A 14,900-nucleotide genomic window follows, 5' to 3' on the forward strand; every position below is an offset into this window, starting at 1 on the left:
CCCGGGACAGCAGGACGGCCGTTCTTCACGCTTCGAGGTGTCGAGCAACGTCGCGTGAAGGAACGGCCGCTGGTGAAGAGTCTCGCCCCTGAACAGTCCGCCGACGCCGCGTTGGGCGTCCTGTCCCACTTTCGTGTCCAGTTCTACGACTGTCTCTACACCCGGGCGGATGCGCTCTTCGAGCTCGCCGACGCGGTGCTGTGCTCGGACGGCCCGGTCACCTCGCTGGTCGAGTTGACGCTCACGGCCGAGCACCGGCGCGGGCACGGAGCGATGTACGACGCGGTCAATCACGGCTGGCTGGAGCCGCGCCGCCTGCGCAGGCTGCTGGCCTCCACGCCGCTGCCGCGTGCCGCCGACGGGCGGATCGTGCTCGCGGTGGACGTGAGCAACTGGCTGCGTCCCGACGCCCCCACCAGCCCGGAGTTGCTGTTCTGCCACGTCTACGGGCGGGGCCGCAGCGCGGATCAGTTCATCCCCGGCTGGCCCTACTCCTTCGTTGCCGCGCTGGAGACGGGACGCACGTCCTGGACGGCTGTGCTGGACGCGATCCGGCTGGGGCCGTGCGACGATGCCACCGCGGTGACCGCCAGCCAGCTGCGCGAGGTGGTCACCCGGCTGGTGCACGCCGGGCAGTGGCGGCCGGGCGACGCGGACATCCTCGTCGTCATGGACACCGGCTACGACGTCACCCGTCTTGCCTATGTCCTGGCCGACCTGCCCGTCGAGCTGGTCGGCCGGCTCCGCTCGGACCGCGTCATGCTCCGGGACGCCGGCCCACGCCGCTCCACCCCGCGCGGCGGACAGCCCCGCAAGCACGGCGGCGTCCTCACCTTCTCCAAGCCGGAGTCCTGGCACACCCCTGACCAGGCCACCACGTGCGACACCACCCGCTACGGCACAGCCGAAGCCCTCGCCTGGGACCGGATGCACCCCCGGTTACAGGCCCGTGGCCCCTGGCTCGATCACTGCGGTGAACTCCCTCTGCTCCACGGCACGTTGATCCGGCTGAAGGTTGAGCACCTGCCCGGTGACCGTGACCCGAAGCCGGTATGGCTGTGGTCCTCACGCACCGGCATGACCGGCGAAGACGTCAACCTGCGCTGGCAGGCGTTCCTTCGCAGATTCGATCTTGAACATACCTTCCGACTGTTCAAGCAGACCCTGGGCTGGACCGTCCCCAAGGTCCGCGATCCGCACACGGCCGACCTGTGGACGTGGCTGATCATCGCCGCCCACACCCAGCTCCGCCTTGCCCGGCCCCTCGCCGAGGACCTTCGTCGGCCCTGGGAGCGGCCGGCGCAACCTCGTCGCCTCACCCCTGCCCGGGTTCGGCGGGGGTTCCGCCACCTCCGCGTGAAGACCGCCCGTCCCGCCGACGTGCCCAGACCCTCCAAGCCCGGACCCGGACGCCCACCCGGTTCAAAGAACCGCAGGTCAGCCCCACGTCACGAGCCTGGAAAGACCGTGAAACGAATCGAAACCCTCACCGAACACGTCCGCCTGAAACAGCAGCGAGGTTAATGATCAAGCGTACGTCCAGCAGTCCGGGCGTCTTCCCAGTTCAGAAGGGGTGTGAACGATGTAACCGGACGTCAAGCTCAGGATAGCCAGCCGGTGGAAGTCCGGTCCGGGGAGACGCCAGGGTCCCCGGTAGCTGACTCCCGGCGTCGCCCGAAATGGTGGCGTCGAAGTGGAGTGACAAGCGCCTCTCGGGGGCGTGCAACCGACCAGTCCGCAACATGAAGTGAAGCCTGCAGCGTCGTCATTTAACCCCCGCCCGCGGGCGGGCCAAGGAGGAGCCGAGCCTGTGCTTGATTGGCGAAGGCCACGGAAGATGATCTCGGACCTGGAGCGGTCGTCGAAGAACCTCCCGGCGTAAGGGGCGTGGAATGGTCGGAAGGTTGTCCTGGGAACTGGAGAGAGCCTCCTCGGCCCCGGGTATTGCGGCCCGGGAAGCGTGGCCTGCCTATAACCGGCAGAACCGGGAAATGGCGGGTTGTCGAGAGGCAGTCGGAGGGGGTCGTAGTAGTGACGATCGGCGGGACAACACAACCCGCTGGGAGCGAAGGGCCCCTGCTTCATCGACGCGATTCGAAAACAGGGAGGGACCCGGATGAGTGCCGTTACGGCTAGTTCCATCCGCCGGGAGGAAAGCGTCGCAGGACCAGTCCGCCGTCCTCTGGACAAGGTCCGAGCCTTGCAACGGACGCTTTACCGCTGTGCCGAGCAAGAACCCGAACGCCGGTTTCACGCCCTGTATGGCCATGTCCACCGCATGGACGTTCTGAGGCGGGCGTGGGCCGGTGTGTGCGCAAACCGGGGTGCCCCCGGCGTGGACGGTACGACCGTCGACGCGGTGGAATCCTCGGGGGTGGATGCATTCCTCCAAGACCTTTCGCAGAGACTGCGGGCGCATACGTATCGTCCGTCAGTGCTGCGACGGGTCCAGATTCCCAAACCGGGGCGGCCGGGGGAGTTCCGGCCGCTATCGATCCCCACCGTGGCGGACCGCGTGGTGATGACGGCTGCGAAACTGGTCATGGAACCAGTATTCGAGGCCCAGTTCACCGAGGCGAGCTATGGATTCAGGCCGAAGCGGTCCGCGATCGACGCGTGCGAGGCAGTGCGTGTCGCCGCGAACCAGCGGCGGGAGTGGGTGTTCGAGGCCGATATCCGCGACTGCTTCGGCACGATCGACCATGAGGCGCTGATGGCCCAAGTGGCGCGGCGTGTGGTGGACCGGCCGATGCTGAAGCTGATCCGGGCCTGGCTGCGGATGGGAGTCCTGGTGGGCGGGGTGACCTCGCCTACCGGGGCGGGAACCCCTCAGGGCTCACCGATTTCCCCATTGCTGGCAAATATCGCGCTGCACGTTCTCGACGAGGCGTGGCAGAACGAAGGTCGCCGGCTGGGGACGTTGGTGAGGTACTGCGATGATTTCGTAGTCCTGTCGCCGACCAAGCAACGGGCCGAACAGGCCCGTGAATTGGCGGCACGAGTTCTGGAACGGCTCGGGATGCGATTGCATCCTGAGAAGACCGGCATCGTCTGCCTCACCCGAGGCGGGCAGGGCTTCGACTTTCTCGGCTTCCACCACCGGAAGATGGAATCGTGGAAATGGCGGGGCAGGTACTACTTGCAACGCTGGCCCTCGGCCAGGGCGATGCGGGTACTGCGGGACAAAGTCCGTGCGGCGACCGCTCGTTCGAAGACTGAGCGGCCGGTATCCGCCGTGGTCGCCGATCTCAACCCGGTCCTGCGGGGCTGGTCGGCGTACTTCCGTAACGGGAACTCCGGACGGAAGTTCAACGTGGTCGACGGCTATGTCCACGAACGGCTGGCGATCTTTGCCAGCGCGAAACACGGACTTGCGGGCAGGAACTGGACCACCCGATTTACTTATGGGTGGATCACCCGGCTCGGTGTCTACCGCCTTACCGGAAACGTGCACAGGGCAACGGCGCATGCCAGCCGGTGAACGATGTCGGAAAGCCGTGTGCGGGAGAACTGCATGCACGGTTTGAAGCGGCGGGGACTGGAAACGGGGCATCAGCCACCGCGCCAGTCCCCGACCCTACTGAGAAGTTGTTGTCTTTCCGATCTTGAGAGATGCGCGTCGAACGAGAGTCCCGATTGGGTGGTCGCGGGGTGGTCGGTGCATACAAGTAGGGCCTCCTGAACAGCTCGTTGGTGTCTAGTCACCGAGCAGCAGGAGGCCCTGGTGCCGCAGTCTTCCGTGTCGATGTCCGGGCAGTCCAGCTCGGTCACCCCTGGGTGTGACTGTCTGGCTCACCGGTTCGGGAACGCCGCCGACAATCCGGTGCGTGAGCGCCGGTATCCGACTGATATGACGGACGGGGAGTGGGCCGTGGTCCGCCCGTTGCTGCCGGTGCCGGGCTGGATGCGGGGCCGGGGCGGGCAGCCGGAGGCGTACTGCCACCGGTCGATACTCGATGCGATCCGCTACCTGGTCGACAATGGCATCAAGTGGCGGGCGATGCCGGCGGACTTCCCGCCGTGGGACCGCATCTACGCGTTCTTCCGCCGCTGGCGCGACCACAGCCTGGTCAAGGAGTTCCACGACCGGCTGCGGGCCAGGGTCCGCGAGGAGCTGGGGCGGGATGCGGAGCCGACGGCTGCGGTGATCGACTCGCAGTCCGTCAAGGCGGACGCCGTCGTCGGCGCGGACAGCCGCGGCTTCGACGGCGGCAAACTGGTCAACGGGCGCAAGCGGCACGTCGTGGTCGACACGCTCGGCCTGCTGCTGGGGGTGATGGTCACCGCCGCGGACATCGGTGACCGCGCCGCCGCCCGGGTGCTGCTGGAGCAGGTGGCCGACGTGCACCACCGGCTCGCCCTGGTCTGGGCCGACGGCGGCTACACCGGCAGCCTCGTCGAGTACTGCCTCACCGCGTTCTCGCTGGTCCTGGCGATCGTCAAACGCAGCGACGACATGCGCGGCTTCGTGGTGCTGCCCAAGCGGTGGATCGTCGAGCGCCTCTTCGCCCACCTGATGCGCACCCGCCGCCTGGCACGCGACTACGAACGCCGCACCACCAGCGCCGAAGCGATGATCTACTGGTCGATGACCCTGCTCATGACCCGCCGCCTGGCCCGGCCACGGCCTGCGCGAGGGTGAACCTGCCCGGCGCGGGCTCGGCCAGCCAGCCGCGCGCGACCAGGCGTTTCGCCTTCGATCGCAGCGCCTCCACCCGTGCCGGCACCGCGTCCATGCCGAACGCCGCGGCCATCTCCTGGCAGGTCAGCGGCCCTTGATGGAGCCGGTGCCGGTCCGCGAGCGCCGTGAGGATGCGCTGGTAGTCCACCGACAGCACCGCCCAGGCCAGCCCCTCACGCCACACCGGCACCTGCGACTTCGTCTTCGCAGCATCCGGCACCTGCGACGTCTTTGCGGTCTGCTCCCCGGCGGCCGGCGCGGTCCCCTCGACCCGGGCGTGGTCCTGCGCGCTCTCGTCTGCCGGGGCCAGCACCTCGCCGACCCGCGAGCAGGCGATGGCCCACTCCTTCCATTCCCGCTCGGCCACGGCCAGCTCGGCCTGGATGCGGTCGGCCTCCTCCCGCAGCCCGTCCAACCGACGGCGAGCACCCAGCTCACGCTGCTCCAACAGCCCGACCACCGACGGCATCCACGACCTCCCAGGGAGCGACAGCACGACAGGCCACTACTCCCACCGAATCACCGACCCCACGCCCGACCAGCGGAAACGCGGCGATCACGTCCGGAAAGACAACAGCTTCTGACAGACACGGGGTCATATCTCAGACTCCCACCAACACCCCTCTGCCGAGCACTTATTGAAATACGAGCCCCGACGGTGCCGGAATATTGCCGCTGGACTCCGGCCGACGTGGTGCCCTTTTTGATGAAGCCGGTGTCGTCGATGATCAGGACACCGTCGTCCTCGCCGAGCTTGTCGGCGACGTATTGCTGCAGGTCGTTGCGGATGTCGTCGCTCTGCCACTTCGCACCGGCGAGCAGGTGCTGCAGGCCGTCAGGGGTGGAGTGGCCCGCCTGTTCGGCCAGCTGCCAGCTGTTCTTGCGGGCCACCGGGGCGAGCAGCCCGCGGACGTAGTCACGCATGCGGCGGCGCAGTTCCACACGGCCGAAGCGGTGGCCGATGGCCAGGAAGAGATCGTCCAGTTCGAGGTCCCACTGCGCGGCGGCGTACTCGGTGATCACCCTGGGAGGCTGCCCCGCCGCTGTCACTACCTGCGGCGTTGTCGCACGTTCGAGGGGCGGTCTCCGTGAGACCGCCCCTGCACCTTCAGAGTCCCGCTACACTCCCGCCACCCGGCGAAAGACCAGGTCAGACAGCGAAATCCTGCTGGAGTACTAGTGCCGGGCGAACTGGACCCGGGTCGACTGCACCGCGTCCGGGCGGATGCCGATCCCGGCGACCGTCAGCTGCTGCCCGTAGATGTCGGTGAGCCTGATCGTTCCGCCGCATCCGCGGCCGTGCTCGGAGAGGAAGTAGTTGTAGCTGGTGCGGGGCAGTGCGACCCAGGAGCCGTTCGCGCGGACCTCGAGGCGGGCCAGCGGGTTGCGGTGGCCGATCGCCTGGACGCCGCACCAGTACTGGCTGGAGCCGACCTTGTAGCGGATCGAGATCGTGTCGGACATGGCCGGGCTCAGCAGGCGCCACGTGATGGAGATCCGGCCCGTGGAGAGCGGGGCGAGCTTGGAGAACGCCTCGTGGCTGAGGTCGAGTTGGCCGGGCGCGCAGGGTGCCGGGCACTCGTTGGTGATCCGGACCGTGATGGACGCGCCGCTCGCCGCGCGGACGGACACGTACGCGCCGCACGCCTTGGACGTCTCGTAGTCGGTGGTGTTCATCGCTGCGGTCATGCGGTCGGAGGTCGGGCCGTAGGAGCAGGAGCCGTTGCCGTCGCCGATGACGTAGGCGGTGGCGACCCCCCGGTAGCTGGTGCCGGGCCGGATCCGCCCGGCCTTCGGTGCCGAGCCGGACGCCGCCCGGGCGGCGGGCGCGGCGCGCTCGGCCGAGGGCTTGGTGGAGGACGGGGCCGAGGACGGGGTGGCCGAGGGACTGGCCGTCCCGTCGGCGGTCGGGCTCGGGGTCCCGGACGTCGAAGGCTTCGGCGACGCGGATGCCGACGCCGTCGGCCTCACTGCGGGGGTCACCGGGGCGCCGGCCACCGGTCTGACCGTGTTCGACCCGTCGTCGCCCGCGCCGTCGGGCCGGAAGGCCACGACCAGCGACACGACGAGCGCGACGGCCGCCACGGCGATCAGGGCGACCACGGGAACACGGCGGCCCGTGCGCCTGGCGGCGTGCCTATCGGGGCGGGGGGACCGGCGGTGGTGCGAAGGGGATGCCACGGATGAATCCTTACGGGGTTCGGCGGAGCACGTCCGGCAGTCGAAGCTTCCGGGAACGGAAGCTGCCTGACCGTCAGTGGCCGCCGAACGAGAAAAGGTTGCCGTCCGGGCCGAATCTTTGACCAACCCGCCTCGAAAGGTTGACGGCTTACGTGCTCCGCGGACGTCGGGTCCATGGAGCCGCGGGACAAGGCCGTCCGCGCGGACGACCGGTGGCGGCCGCGGTTCGCGGGGCGCGACGTGAGCGGCAGGGACGGGAGCAGCCATCAGGCGCTCGCCACCACCGGCGTTCGCCGGGCCGCGCTCCGCGGCGAGCGGGTGGCTGTCGGGGCGGAAAAAAAGATCTGCGAATCTTCGCGTCCGCGGCAACCTTTCGGCCGCACCGGACCACTTGGTGTTGTCCGGCCAGGTGGTCCGGTCAGATGGAACGGCTGAAAGAGCACAGACATGTCCCTCGCCCACCCCGTCGTCGACGGCGTACCGCGTCGGCGGAGGCCGCGCCGCGCGGCCACGCCCGCGGACGTCGCCGGTCGTCCCGCTCAGCCGACACGGGACAACGCATAGTAATGCACCGTGCCCGCCGGCTGCTCGCGCGTCGGAGTGTCTGGGCGGCCATGGTCATGGCTGTCGTGGCCGGCTCCGCCGTTGTGGTCAACACGGTCTCGGCGGGAATCGTGGATTCGAAGTCGTGGTACGTGCTGGTCAACCGCAACAGCGGCAAGGTGCTGGACGGCAACGGCTTCGCCACGAACAACGGCGCGGCGGTGGTGCAGTGGGGCCGTCACGGCGGGGCCAACCAGCAGTGGCGGTTCATCGACGCGGGTGACGGCTACTACCGGCTGCAGAACCGGAACTCCGGCAAGGTGCTGGACGACAACAAGTGGTCGAAGACCGCCGGCTCCCCCCTCGTGCAGTGGAGCGATGTGAACGGCGCCATCCAGCAGTTCAAGCTGGCGGAGTCGTCGGACGGCTACGTGCGTTTGATCAATCGCTTCAGCGGCATGGCCGTCGAGGTCAACAAGGCCTCCAAGGCCGACGGGGGCTCGGTCGTCCAGTACCGCCACTGGGGCGGCGCCAATCAGCAGTGGCAGCTCGTCCCGGCCGGGAGCGTCGACGGTGGTTCCAGCAACCAGGCGCCGAGTGGCACGCGCCCGTCGCCGGCGTCGTCTCCCGCTGCCGTCGGCGGCAGCTCGACGGGCCGTTTCATGGGCAGTGACAAGGTGCTCATCGGCGGCTTGATGAATGACGAATCGTCGAACGCCGCGCCGTTCGACGTGCGATACGCCTATGTGCACAGCCAGCCCGCGCCCTCGTCGGACTACTACACGGCGTCGCGTTGCCAGGATGCGTCGAAGAGCTGGTGGGGCTGCTGGTCCGGCGGCACCACGGCGCCCGGCGGCGCGCGGGCGATAGCGGGCGGCAACACCGTCGAGGTCATGGGCCGCGATCAGTCCAAGGCCGCTGACCTGGCCAAGGCTCTCGGCGGCGGCGCCACGACGGGAGAATGGGGCACCGCCCCGGCCGGGGACATCGTCATCGTGGCCCTGCTGTACGACGGCGTCGTGCCGGTCGTCGCCCAGTACGGAGACGCTCTCGCGGGCAAGGTCATCGTCGACATCAGCAATCCCTTCAACTCCACGTTCGACGGGCTAGCCCACCGCGAGGAGACCTCGATCGCGCAGGAAGTTGCCAAGGCGGCCCCGGCAAGCGCCAGCGTGGTGAAGGCGTTCAACACCGTCTTCCGCCCTGTCCTGGAGAAGGGTCGGCCCGACGTCTTCATCGCTGGCGATAATGCGCAGGCCAAGGCAAGTGTGGAGGCGTTCATCGAGAGCCTCGGGCTGCGCCCGCTGGACGTCGGCGGCCTGAGAATGGCGCACTGGCTGGAAGGAGCGGGCGTGGTCACGGTGGGCCTCGCCAACCATGGGGTGGGTAACTTGGACTTCGCCCTCAGCATCACCGAACTTCCCGTCTGAGTTAACGGTTGACGGATCACCGAAAGGACTCGCCAAGTGGGGCCGTGGCGAGTCGGCGGGGTAGCCGTCCTGCACGTCCTTCTCGAAGGCGAAGATCACTCCGTCAGGTCGATGACCGCTCCGTCCAGCCGTGCTTCGGCCGCCTCCAGCCCCCGGGCCGCCGGGCAGCCGTCGGTGAACTCGGCGAGCAGCCTGGTCACGCGCGTTTGGGTCTGGCTGTTCGTCAAGGCCGTAGCCCGGTGGCGTGCGCCAGCTGGACGACCAACTGCGAGCACCGATAGTTCTCCGGGCGGATCACGCGCCGCATGGCTGTGCCCTTGGGATTGATGTAGATCAGCTCACGCGTCCCGATCCGGGACACCTGCCTGCCCCGCTCACGCGACTTCGCCGCCTACCGGGGACTGGTTCGAGGATGCCCATGAGGGATACGCCGATGTGGCGTAGCCGGGTGGTCATGTCTGGTCTCCGAACAGGGCGGGTGTGGTGTGGAGTTCGTTCATCCAGGCCAGGAGGCGGGGGAGGTTGGTGTCGGGTCCGAAGGCGAGGCAGGTGCCGTCGCAGGTGGTGCAGCCGAAGGCCTGCGCGATGCGGAGCCGGCGGCGGGAGTTGACCCGGCCCATGTGGACGGCGAGTCCGCGTTCGGGGGCCTGCTGGGCCAGGCGGTGGGCGGTCGGTGAGGTCTTCCACACGGTGGAGCCCCGAGGAACAGCACGTCGATCGCGTCCCAGGGGGATGAGGCCGTCCTCGCTGCTGTCCTGGGCGGCGAAGGCGACCGGGACGCCGAGTGAGCGGATGGGCTCCAGCCACGGGAGCGATTCGGCGAGGGTCGCCGCTGCATCCGGTCTGGACTTTGTGTTCGAGTTCCGTCATGCGGCGCGGTGCGGGATGTCTTGTTCGGTCCAGATGCATTTGCCGTCGTGGTGGTAGCGGGCGCCCCAGCGTTTGGAGAGGGCGGCGACGAGTTGCAGGCCGCGGCCGCCCTCGTCGGTGTGGGCGGCGTGGCGGATGCGGGGGGTGCTGAGGCTGCCGTCGTAGACCTCACAGGTCAGCGAGCGGCTGCGTAGCAGGCGCAGGCGGATGGGGCCCTTGGCGTGCCGGATCACGTTGCCGACCAGTTCGCTGACGAGCAGCTCGGTGGTGATCGCTAGCTCGTCCAGTTCCCAGGCGGCCAGTTGGTTTCGGACGTGTTCGCGGGCCTGTTTGGCCGCGCGGGGATCCTCCGGGAGGATCCAGGAGGCGACGTCACCGGCGTGGATGGCCCGCGTGTGGGCGATCAGCAGCGCTGCGTCGTCGTTCGTCCGGGCGTGGTCGGGCAGCAGGGCCGAGACCACCGTGTCGCACAGGTCGGTCAGGCGCCGGACGTCGTCGTCCTCGTCGGATGCCGTGAAGGTGGGCACCGCGTGCTGGGCGAGGACCTGTTGCAGTCGGGCCAGTCCTTGGTCGATGAAGCGGGTGGCGGATTCGACGAGTCCGTCGGTGTACAGGACCAGCAGACTCTCCTCGGGCAGGAGTATCTGGTGCGTTTCGAACGGTGGCTCGGCGGCTCCCAGTGGCGGATCGGCGGTCGGGGCGGGCCTGTGGACAGTGCCGTCGGGATGGACGACGACCGGTGGGGGATGACCGGCCAGAGAGAACGAGCACATCCGGGTGATCGGGTCGAAGACGGCGTACAGGCAGGTGGCGTAGCAGTCCTCGCTCAGGTCGCTGACCAGGTCGTTGAGACGGCTGAGCAGCTCGGCAGGGGGTATGTCCAGGTCGGCGAGGGTGCGCACCGCGGTGCGCAGCTGGCCCATGGTGGCCGCTTCGGGGGTGCCGTGTCCCATGACGTCGCCGATCACCATGGCGACCCTGTCGGCGGACAGCGGGATCACGTCGTACCAGTCGCCACCGACTTGCTCGCCCAGGCCCGCAGGCAGGTAGCGTGCGGCAGCGCAGGCGGCAGGCAAGCGGGGCAGTGTCCGGGGCAGCAAGCCACGCTGCAGCTCCTGTGCCCGGGCGTGTTCCACGTCGTACAAGCGGGCCCGCGCCAGCGACTGGCCGACCAGACCGCTCAAGGCGGTCAGCAGCGTGCGCTCCTCGTCGGTGAAGGAGCGCTGCCGGGTGAAGGACACCAAACACATGCCGATGGCGTTCCCGGAGGCGATCATGGGCAGGAACGCCCACGCGTTCTTCTGGGACGCGGCCGGTATGGGTTTCAGTGTTGGATAGCGTCGGCGGTACTCTGCGGCCGATTCGATGAACCGGGGAGCGCACGTCCCGAACACGTCGGCGGCCACGGGGTAGTCGGTGACCGCGAGCCCGTCAAGCAGGCTGAGGAATTCCTGTGTGTATCCGGCGGAGTCGACCACATGCTGTCGGCCGCTTTCGAACACCCAGACTATGAGCCCGTCGGCGCCGAATGGGGGCAGGACGTGCGCCGCGACGGCCTGCACGACCTCCCGGGAGGTGACGGCCTCGGCGAGCGCCGAGGTCAGCTTGCCCATCTGGACAGTCCGCTCAGAGCCGGCCACCGAACGACGGACGGGTGGCGTGCTGGGCAAGTCCTCCAGGCGCGCAGCGGCCCATCCCGCCACCGACCGCAGAAAGGATCGCTGTGCCTCTTCCGGCTCGCCGGGCCCTGCCGTGATCACGGACAGCACACCAACCGGCCCGTCGGCGCCGGGGAGGGGTACTGCTGCCGTGCCTGCCGCCCCCATACCCAGGCTGTCCCCGGCCACCCAGGCGTAGTGACCGCGCCGCATGGCGCGTATGGGCGCCACGTCCTGCTCATCGGACAGATCCGCCCACGCCTCGGCGCTCTCTGCGGCCAACCCGCTGGCCGCAATCAGGCGCAGCCGGCGAGCAGCAGGGTCCCACCAGTGCAGGAACGCGCCCCGGCGATCCAGGCACTCGGTGGCCTTGAGGGCCAGCGTCAGTGTCTCCGCGCCCCGCAGCGTTTTGTACGAGGCGGCAGGAAAGCTCAGCCCTGACGGCTGAGGGTGACTCCCGGCTTTGGCTGCCCCAGGTGCCAACTCGTCTCCTATTCACTCTTATAGCTCGCGGGCCTGTACAAGCGGTGACGGATGGTCCGCAAATCATGCAAACACTCCTAAACACTACCCTGCCGCCCGTCCATGGCCCCAGCTTCGAACCCGTCGGCAGGGACGGGTCGGTTGGCTACGCCGCAGCACCACTTCAGGGGTCGAATCCCTGGCCGTAGGCGAGCCCGGCTGGCACTACCTACAGGCAAAACGATCATAAAATCTGCATAATCGGGCATAATCAGTCACGAAACGGTATAGAATGGGCATTGTGTAGCAAAGGTGTGCACCACCGGCACGGTCTCGGCGCCAGGAGAACTCATGACCTACGGAGCGATGGTCGCTCTCGATTCCAACCCCCGCGCCAACACCGCGTTGGCCGCTGGCTGCGAGCTGTGTTACGGCTGGGGAAGCGTGATCACTTTCCAGGGGCGGCACGAACTGTGCCAGGCCTGCCAGTCCCTCACCGCACACGAGTGCCACGACAGCAGCACTCCTCCGTCTGGGACGGAATGAGCACACCCACTACGGCACCATGCCCAGAGGGCCCGCCAGGATCCGCAGGAACATGCCCCGCTCCGGCCCGGCGCACCACCCCCTGCCGCACATCCTTCGCCCACCCCGGACGAAAAGCGACGGTCCGTCGGTGGGTACGGCACAAGCCGCGTGCGGCAGGCTTCTCAGGCGCCCAAGGCCTGTCCCAGCCGTGGTCAGACGTTCATGGTTTCGTTGACCTTGAGCGAACCGTGAATCACGGTGGGTTGGTATCCCCGACCGGTCGGCGACGCCGTCAAACCCGTCAAAGACCGGCTTGTGAACAGGGACGCACGATGAGGGCGAGCGGAACGAGAAACTGGCCGCTGTGATCGCGGAAACCCGCTGGGCGCAGCCGAAAGTCGCCGCTGCCTTCGTGCGCGTTGCGGCCGAGGTCGGCGCCGACGAGCTGCTCGGCACCAGCCGCTCGCACATCGCGATGTGGATCCCGGGAACGGAACCCTCCGGCAGGGCGCCCCATATCTTGGGCGAGACGTTGTCCCATCGGCTCAAACGCCCCATCACTCTCGCCGAGATCGGCCTCACCTCGCCGAACTCGGGGTGCGGTCACGGCATCCGAATGGCACGTCGATACGGTGACCGCATTGGTGGATCTGGGGAGAAGCAACGAGGCGCCGAGGCCGCCCCGGGACGGCGAACGGCCGAGCCTGCGCAGGGCGACTGCCTCCGCGACGCCGGACAGATCCTTCCGGTTGCGCAGCCGCAGGCCCGGACGGCCGGAAGCGGCGAACCCGCACGCCGCCAGGAGCGGGCGGATCTCGCGACCCGCCCCGAAGACGGCCGAGCGGTGAGTCAAACCTGGTCCCCGTGCGACTGGTTCCCACCCTGCCCTGCCCTCGCCTCGGCAGGCAGAACTCGCCGCGGAGAGGGCAGCAGAAAACAACGCCACGCCTACGACATCGCCGTATCCCAGGAACCCCAGGCCGGAGCCGACGTGCCCGAAGGCACCCGACTCACGGTATTGGTCCGCGCGCAGTGCACAGCTCCTACCCACGGCGCTGCTCAGCGGACGAAGCTCAACTCGCCTCCCATACAAGGACGTCAGGACCGACCCGGCTGCTGTCGCATGCACGGGGATCACCTGATTCGAGAGGGCGACCAGACAGATGCAGTAGTGGGCGGTGTGGTGGGCCATTCCAGGCGCTTGAACGCAAGGACCTACGGGCTCCTCCGCTTTGGCGACCTTCGCTCGGGCCAAGGCGTGAGCCGCCTTGGCGCCACCCAACTCCCGGCCGGTCGCAGCCACCCGTCTGTGCCCGACGAAGCGACGTCTGCTTGCTGATGAGCCGGCACACGTCTCCTGCACCATCGGATGCGCCATCTCTTGCTACAGCTCTTTCGACTTCGGCTGCCCTCACCGGAATTCACCGCTCGCATCACCGCTGGTCATCCCACGATTCTTCCGTGGTCGGGGGCCTGACATCCCCCTCAGCAACCCCCTGCACCCACCTCACACACGCAAGTAGGAGAAGAAGGGAGGGGCGGGGACACGGTGCGCCGCCTCGGCGGATCCGGGCGGCCTGCAGGTAGCGGCGCGTCGGCGGGGCCTCGCGCCGCAGGCCGCTCGCGTGACACCTGCTGTGGGAGACACACGTGGCAGCCCCCTAGGCGCAGTCGAGCAGAAGCCTGTGGTCGGGTCAGCGTAGGCGGACCACGGTGACCACCGCATGCCGGGTGGTGCCTGCCCGGGCCTCCACAACGACCTGACCGCTTACGGGTGTGTAGGCGTTGCCGCCCTGCGTGTACGCGCGCCCGGACTGGGGGACCAGACGCGGGGCGATCAGGGTGGCCAGGGCCGTGGTCAGGCGCTGGGACAGCGCGTCGCGTCCGTTGGGAAGCCGTACGGCGAGTGCCCGCGGCTGGCGTGCGGTGCCGGTGAACCCTGCCACGGTCGCTTCGATCGTGTCCGCGTGGTGGATCTTCAACCACGCCCCGGTGCGGCCGGGCCCGGTGGAGGGAGGTGGTGCGTTTGGCGACGATGCCTTCGACGCCGGTGTGGAGGGTGTTGTACCAGGTGAGTGCGGTGTCGCGGTCGGTGGTGGCGGAGACGGCCTGGATCGGGGTGTTCGCGGGCAGTTGTGCCAGGAGCTTGAGGAGGGCTGCGCGGCGCTTGCTGTACGGGCGCGGCCGGGCATCGCCGGACGGCAGTTGCAGGGCGTCGAAGGCGATGTAGTGCGCGGGACGCTGGGCGGCCAGGCGGCGGGCGCGGATGGGGGAGGAGGCGGCTCGGGCCTGTGCGGCCTCGAAGCTGATCCGGCCGTCCTCGGTGGTGATGACGGCCTCGCCGTCGAGGACGGTCCCGGCCGGGAGGTGGTGGCCGGCGAGGGCGAGGTCGCCCCATGCGGCGGTGACGTCGCGTCCGGAGCGGGCCTGCAGGCGGACTCCGTCGTCGGTACCCCACATGATCATTCTGTGGCCGTCGAGTTTCACTTATGCGCTATTGAGCTGTCCACGGGCTATCGTCCCGCGCCATGTCGATCACAGGCTGGC

General features: G+C 68.6%; 11 protein-coding genes and 2 pseudogenes. 6 read left to right on the forward strand and 7 right to left on the reverse strand.

The window, feature by feature from the left end:
- Positions 1-72: 72 nt before the first annotated feature.
- The 3 genes from SMIR_RS39540 to SMIR_RS39550 all read left to right on the forward strand — a co-directional run bounded on the left by SMIR_RS39540 (position 73) and on the right by SMIR_RS39550 (position 4,642).
- Positions 73-1,524 (forward strand): NF041680 family putative transposase, encoded by a 1,452-nt coding sequence (locus SMIR_RS39540; protein ID WP_168486688.1) that lies wholly within the window; start codon positions 73-75, stop codon positions 1,522-1,524.
- Positions 1,525-2,278: 754 nt separating this feature from the next.
- Complete coding sequence (ltrA, locus tag SMIR_RS39545) at positions 2,279-3,481, forward strand: group II intron reverse transcriptase/maturase (protein WP_249938636.1); 1,203 nt, start codon at positions 2,279-2,281, stop codon at positions 3,479-3,481.
- Between the two features lie 243 nt (positions 3,482-3,724).
- Entirely contained in the window at positions 3,725-4,642 is a 918-nt protein-coding gene (locus SMIR_RS39550; protein WP_249938474.1) for an IS5 family transposase, read from the forward strand.
- Here SMIR_RS39550 and SMIR_RS39555 read toward each other — a convergent pair.
- From SMIR_RS39555 to SMIR_RS39565, 3 genes are all read right to left on the reverse strand, one after another.
- Positions 4,599-5,150, reverse strand: a complete 552-nt coding sequence (locus tag SMIR_RS39555; RefSeq protein ID WP_212727417.1) for a hypothetical protein — start codon at positions 5,148-5,150, stop codon at positions 4,599-4,601. The genes SMIR_RS39550 and SMIR_RS39555 overlap by 44 nt on opposite strands.
- 50 nt (positions 5,151-5,200) lie before the next feature.
- On the reverse strand, positions 5,201-5,704 hold the full coding sequence (locus tag SMIR_RS39560) for a transposase (RefSeq protein WP_422664495.1): 504 nt from the start codon (positions 5,702-5,704) through the stop codon (positions 5,201-5,203).
- Positions 5,705-5,857: 153 nt separating this feature from the next.
- Entirely contained in the window at positions 5,858-6,862 is a 1,005-nt protein-coding gene (locus tag SMIR_RS39565; protein ID WP_249938573.1) for an expansin EXLX1 family cellulose-binding protein, read from the reverse strand.
- A 620-nt stretch (positions 6,863-7,482) separates the two neighbouring features.
- Between SMIR_RS39565 and SMIR_RS44710 the strand changes: the two are divergent.
- Positions 7,483-7,929: pseudogene (locus tag SMIR_RS44710) on the forward strand (RICIN domain-containing protein); the annotation flags it as partial.
- Between the two features lie 342 nt (positions 7,930-8,271).
- Positions 8,272-8,835: an NADPH-dependent F420 reductase gene (locus SMIR_RS44715; RefSeq protein ID WP_212728490.1), complete on the forward strand. Its 564-nt coding sequence runs from the start codon at positions 8,272-8,274 to the stop codon at positions 8,833-8,835.
- Between the two features lie 452 nt (positions 8,836-9,287).
- On the opposite strand, the gene SMIR_RS39580 is transcribed toward SMIR_RS44715, so the two are convergent.
- Both SMIR_RS39580 and SMIR_RS39585 read right to left on the reverse strand, forming a co-directional pair.
- Positions 9,288-9,524 carry a hypothetical protein gene (locus tag SMIR_RS39580; protein WP_168488448.1) on the reverse strand — a complete coding sequence of 79 codons (237 nt, stop codon included), beginning with the start codon at positions 9,522-9,524 and terminating at the stop codon, positions 9,288-9,290.
- Between the two features lie 177 nt (positions 9,525-9,701).
- On the reverse strand, positions 9,702-11,846 hold the full coding sequence (locus SMIR_RS39585; protein ID WP_248002734.1) for a SpoIIE family protein phosphatase: 2,145 nt from the start codon (positions 11,844-11,846) through the stop codon (positions 9,702-9,704).
- A gap of 871 nt (positions 11,847-12,717) precedes the next feature.
- Between SMIR_RS39585 and SMIR_RS45170 the strand changes: the two genes are divergently transcribed.
- Positions 12,718-13,692, forward strand: a complete 975-nt coding sequence (locus SMIR_RS45170) for a hypothetical protein (RefSeq protein ID WP_527252129.1) — start codon at positions 12,718-12,720, stop codon at positions 13,690-13,692.
- 355 nt (positions 13,693-14,047) lie between these two features.
- Here SMIR_RS45170 and SMIR_RS44005 read toward each other — a convergent pair whose 3' ends face one another.
- Both SMIR_RS44005 and SMIR_RS45085 read right to left on the reverse strand, forming a co-directional pair.
- Positions 14,048-14,299, reverse strand: coding sequence for a hypothetical protein (locus tag SMIR_RS44005; protein ID WP_249938575.1), 252 nt, complete (start codon positions 14,297-14,299; stop codon positions 14,048-14,050).
- Positions 14,300-14,375: 76 nt separating this feature from the next.
- Positions 14,376-14,840 (reverse strand): annotated as a pseudogene (locus SMIR_RS45085) (ATP-dependent DNA ligase); the annotation flags it as partial.
- Positions 14,841-14,900 lie beyond the last annotated feature (60 nt).

This window comes from Streptomyces mirabilis, from assembly GCF_018310535.1.
Classification (GTDB): Bacteria; Actinomycetota; Actinomycetes; order Streptomycetales; family Streptomycetaceae; genus Streptomyces.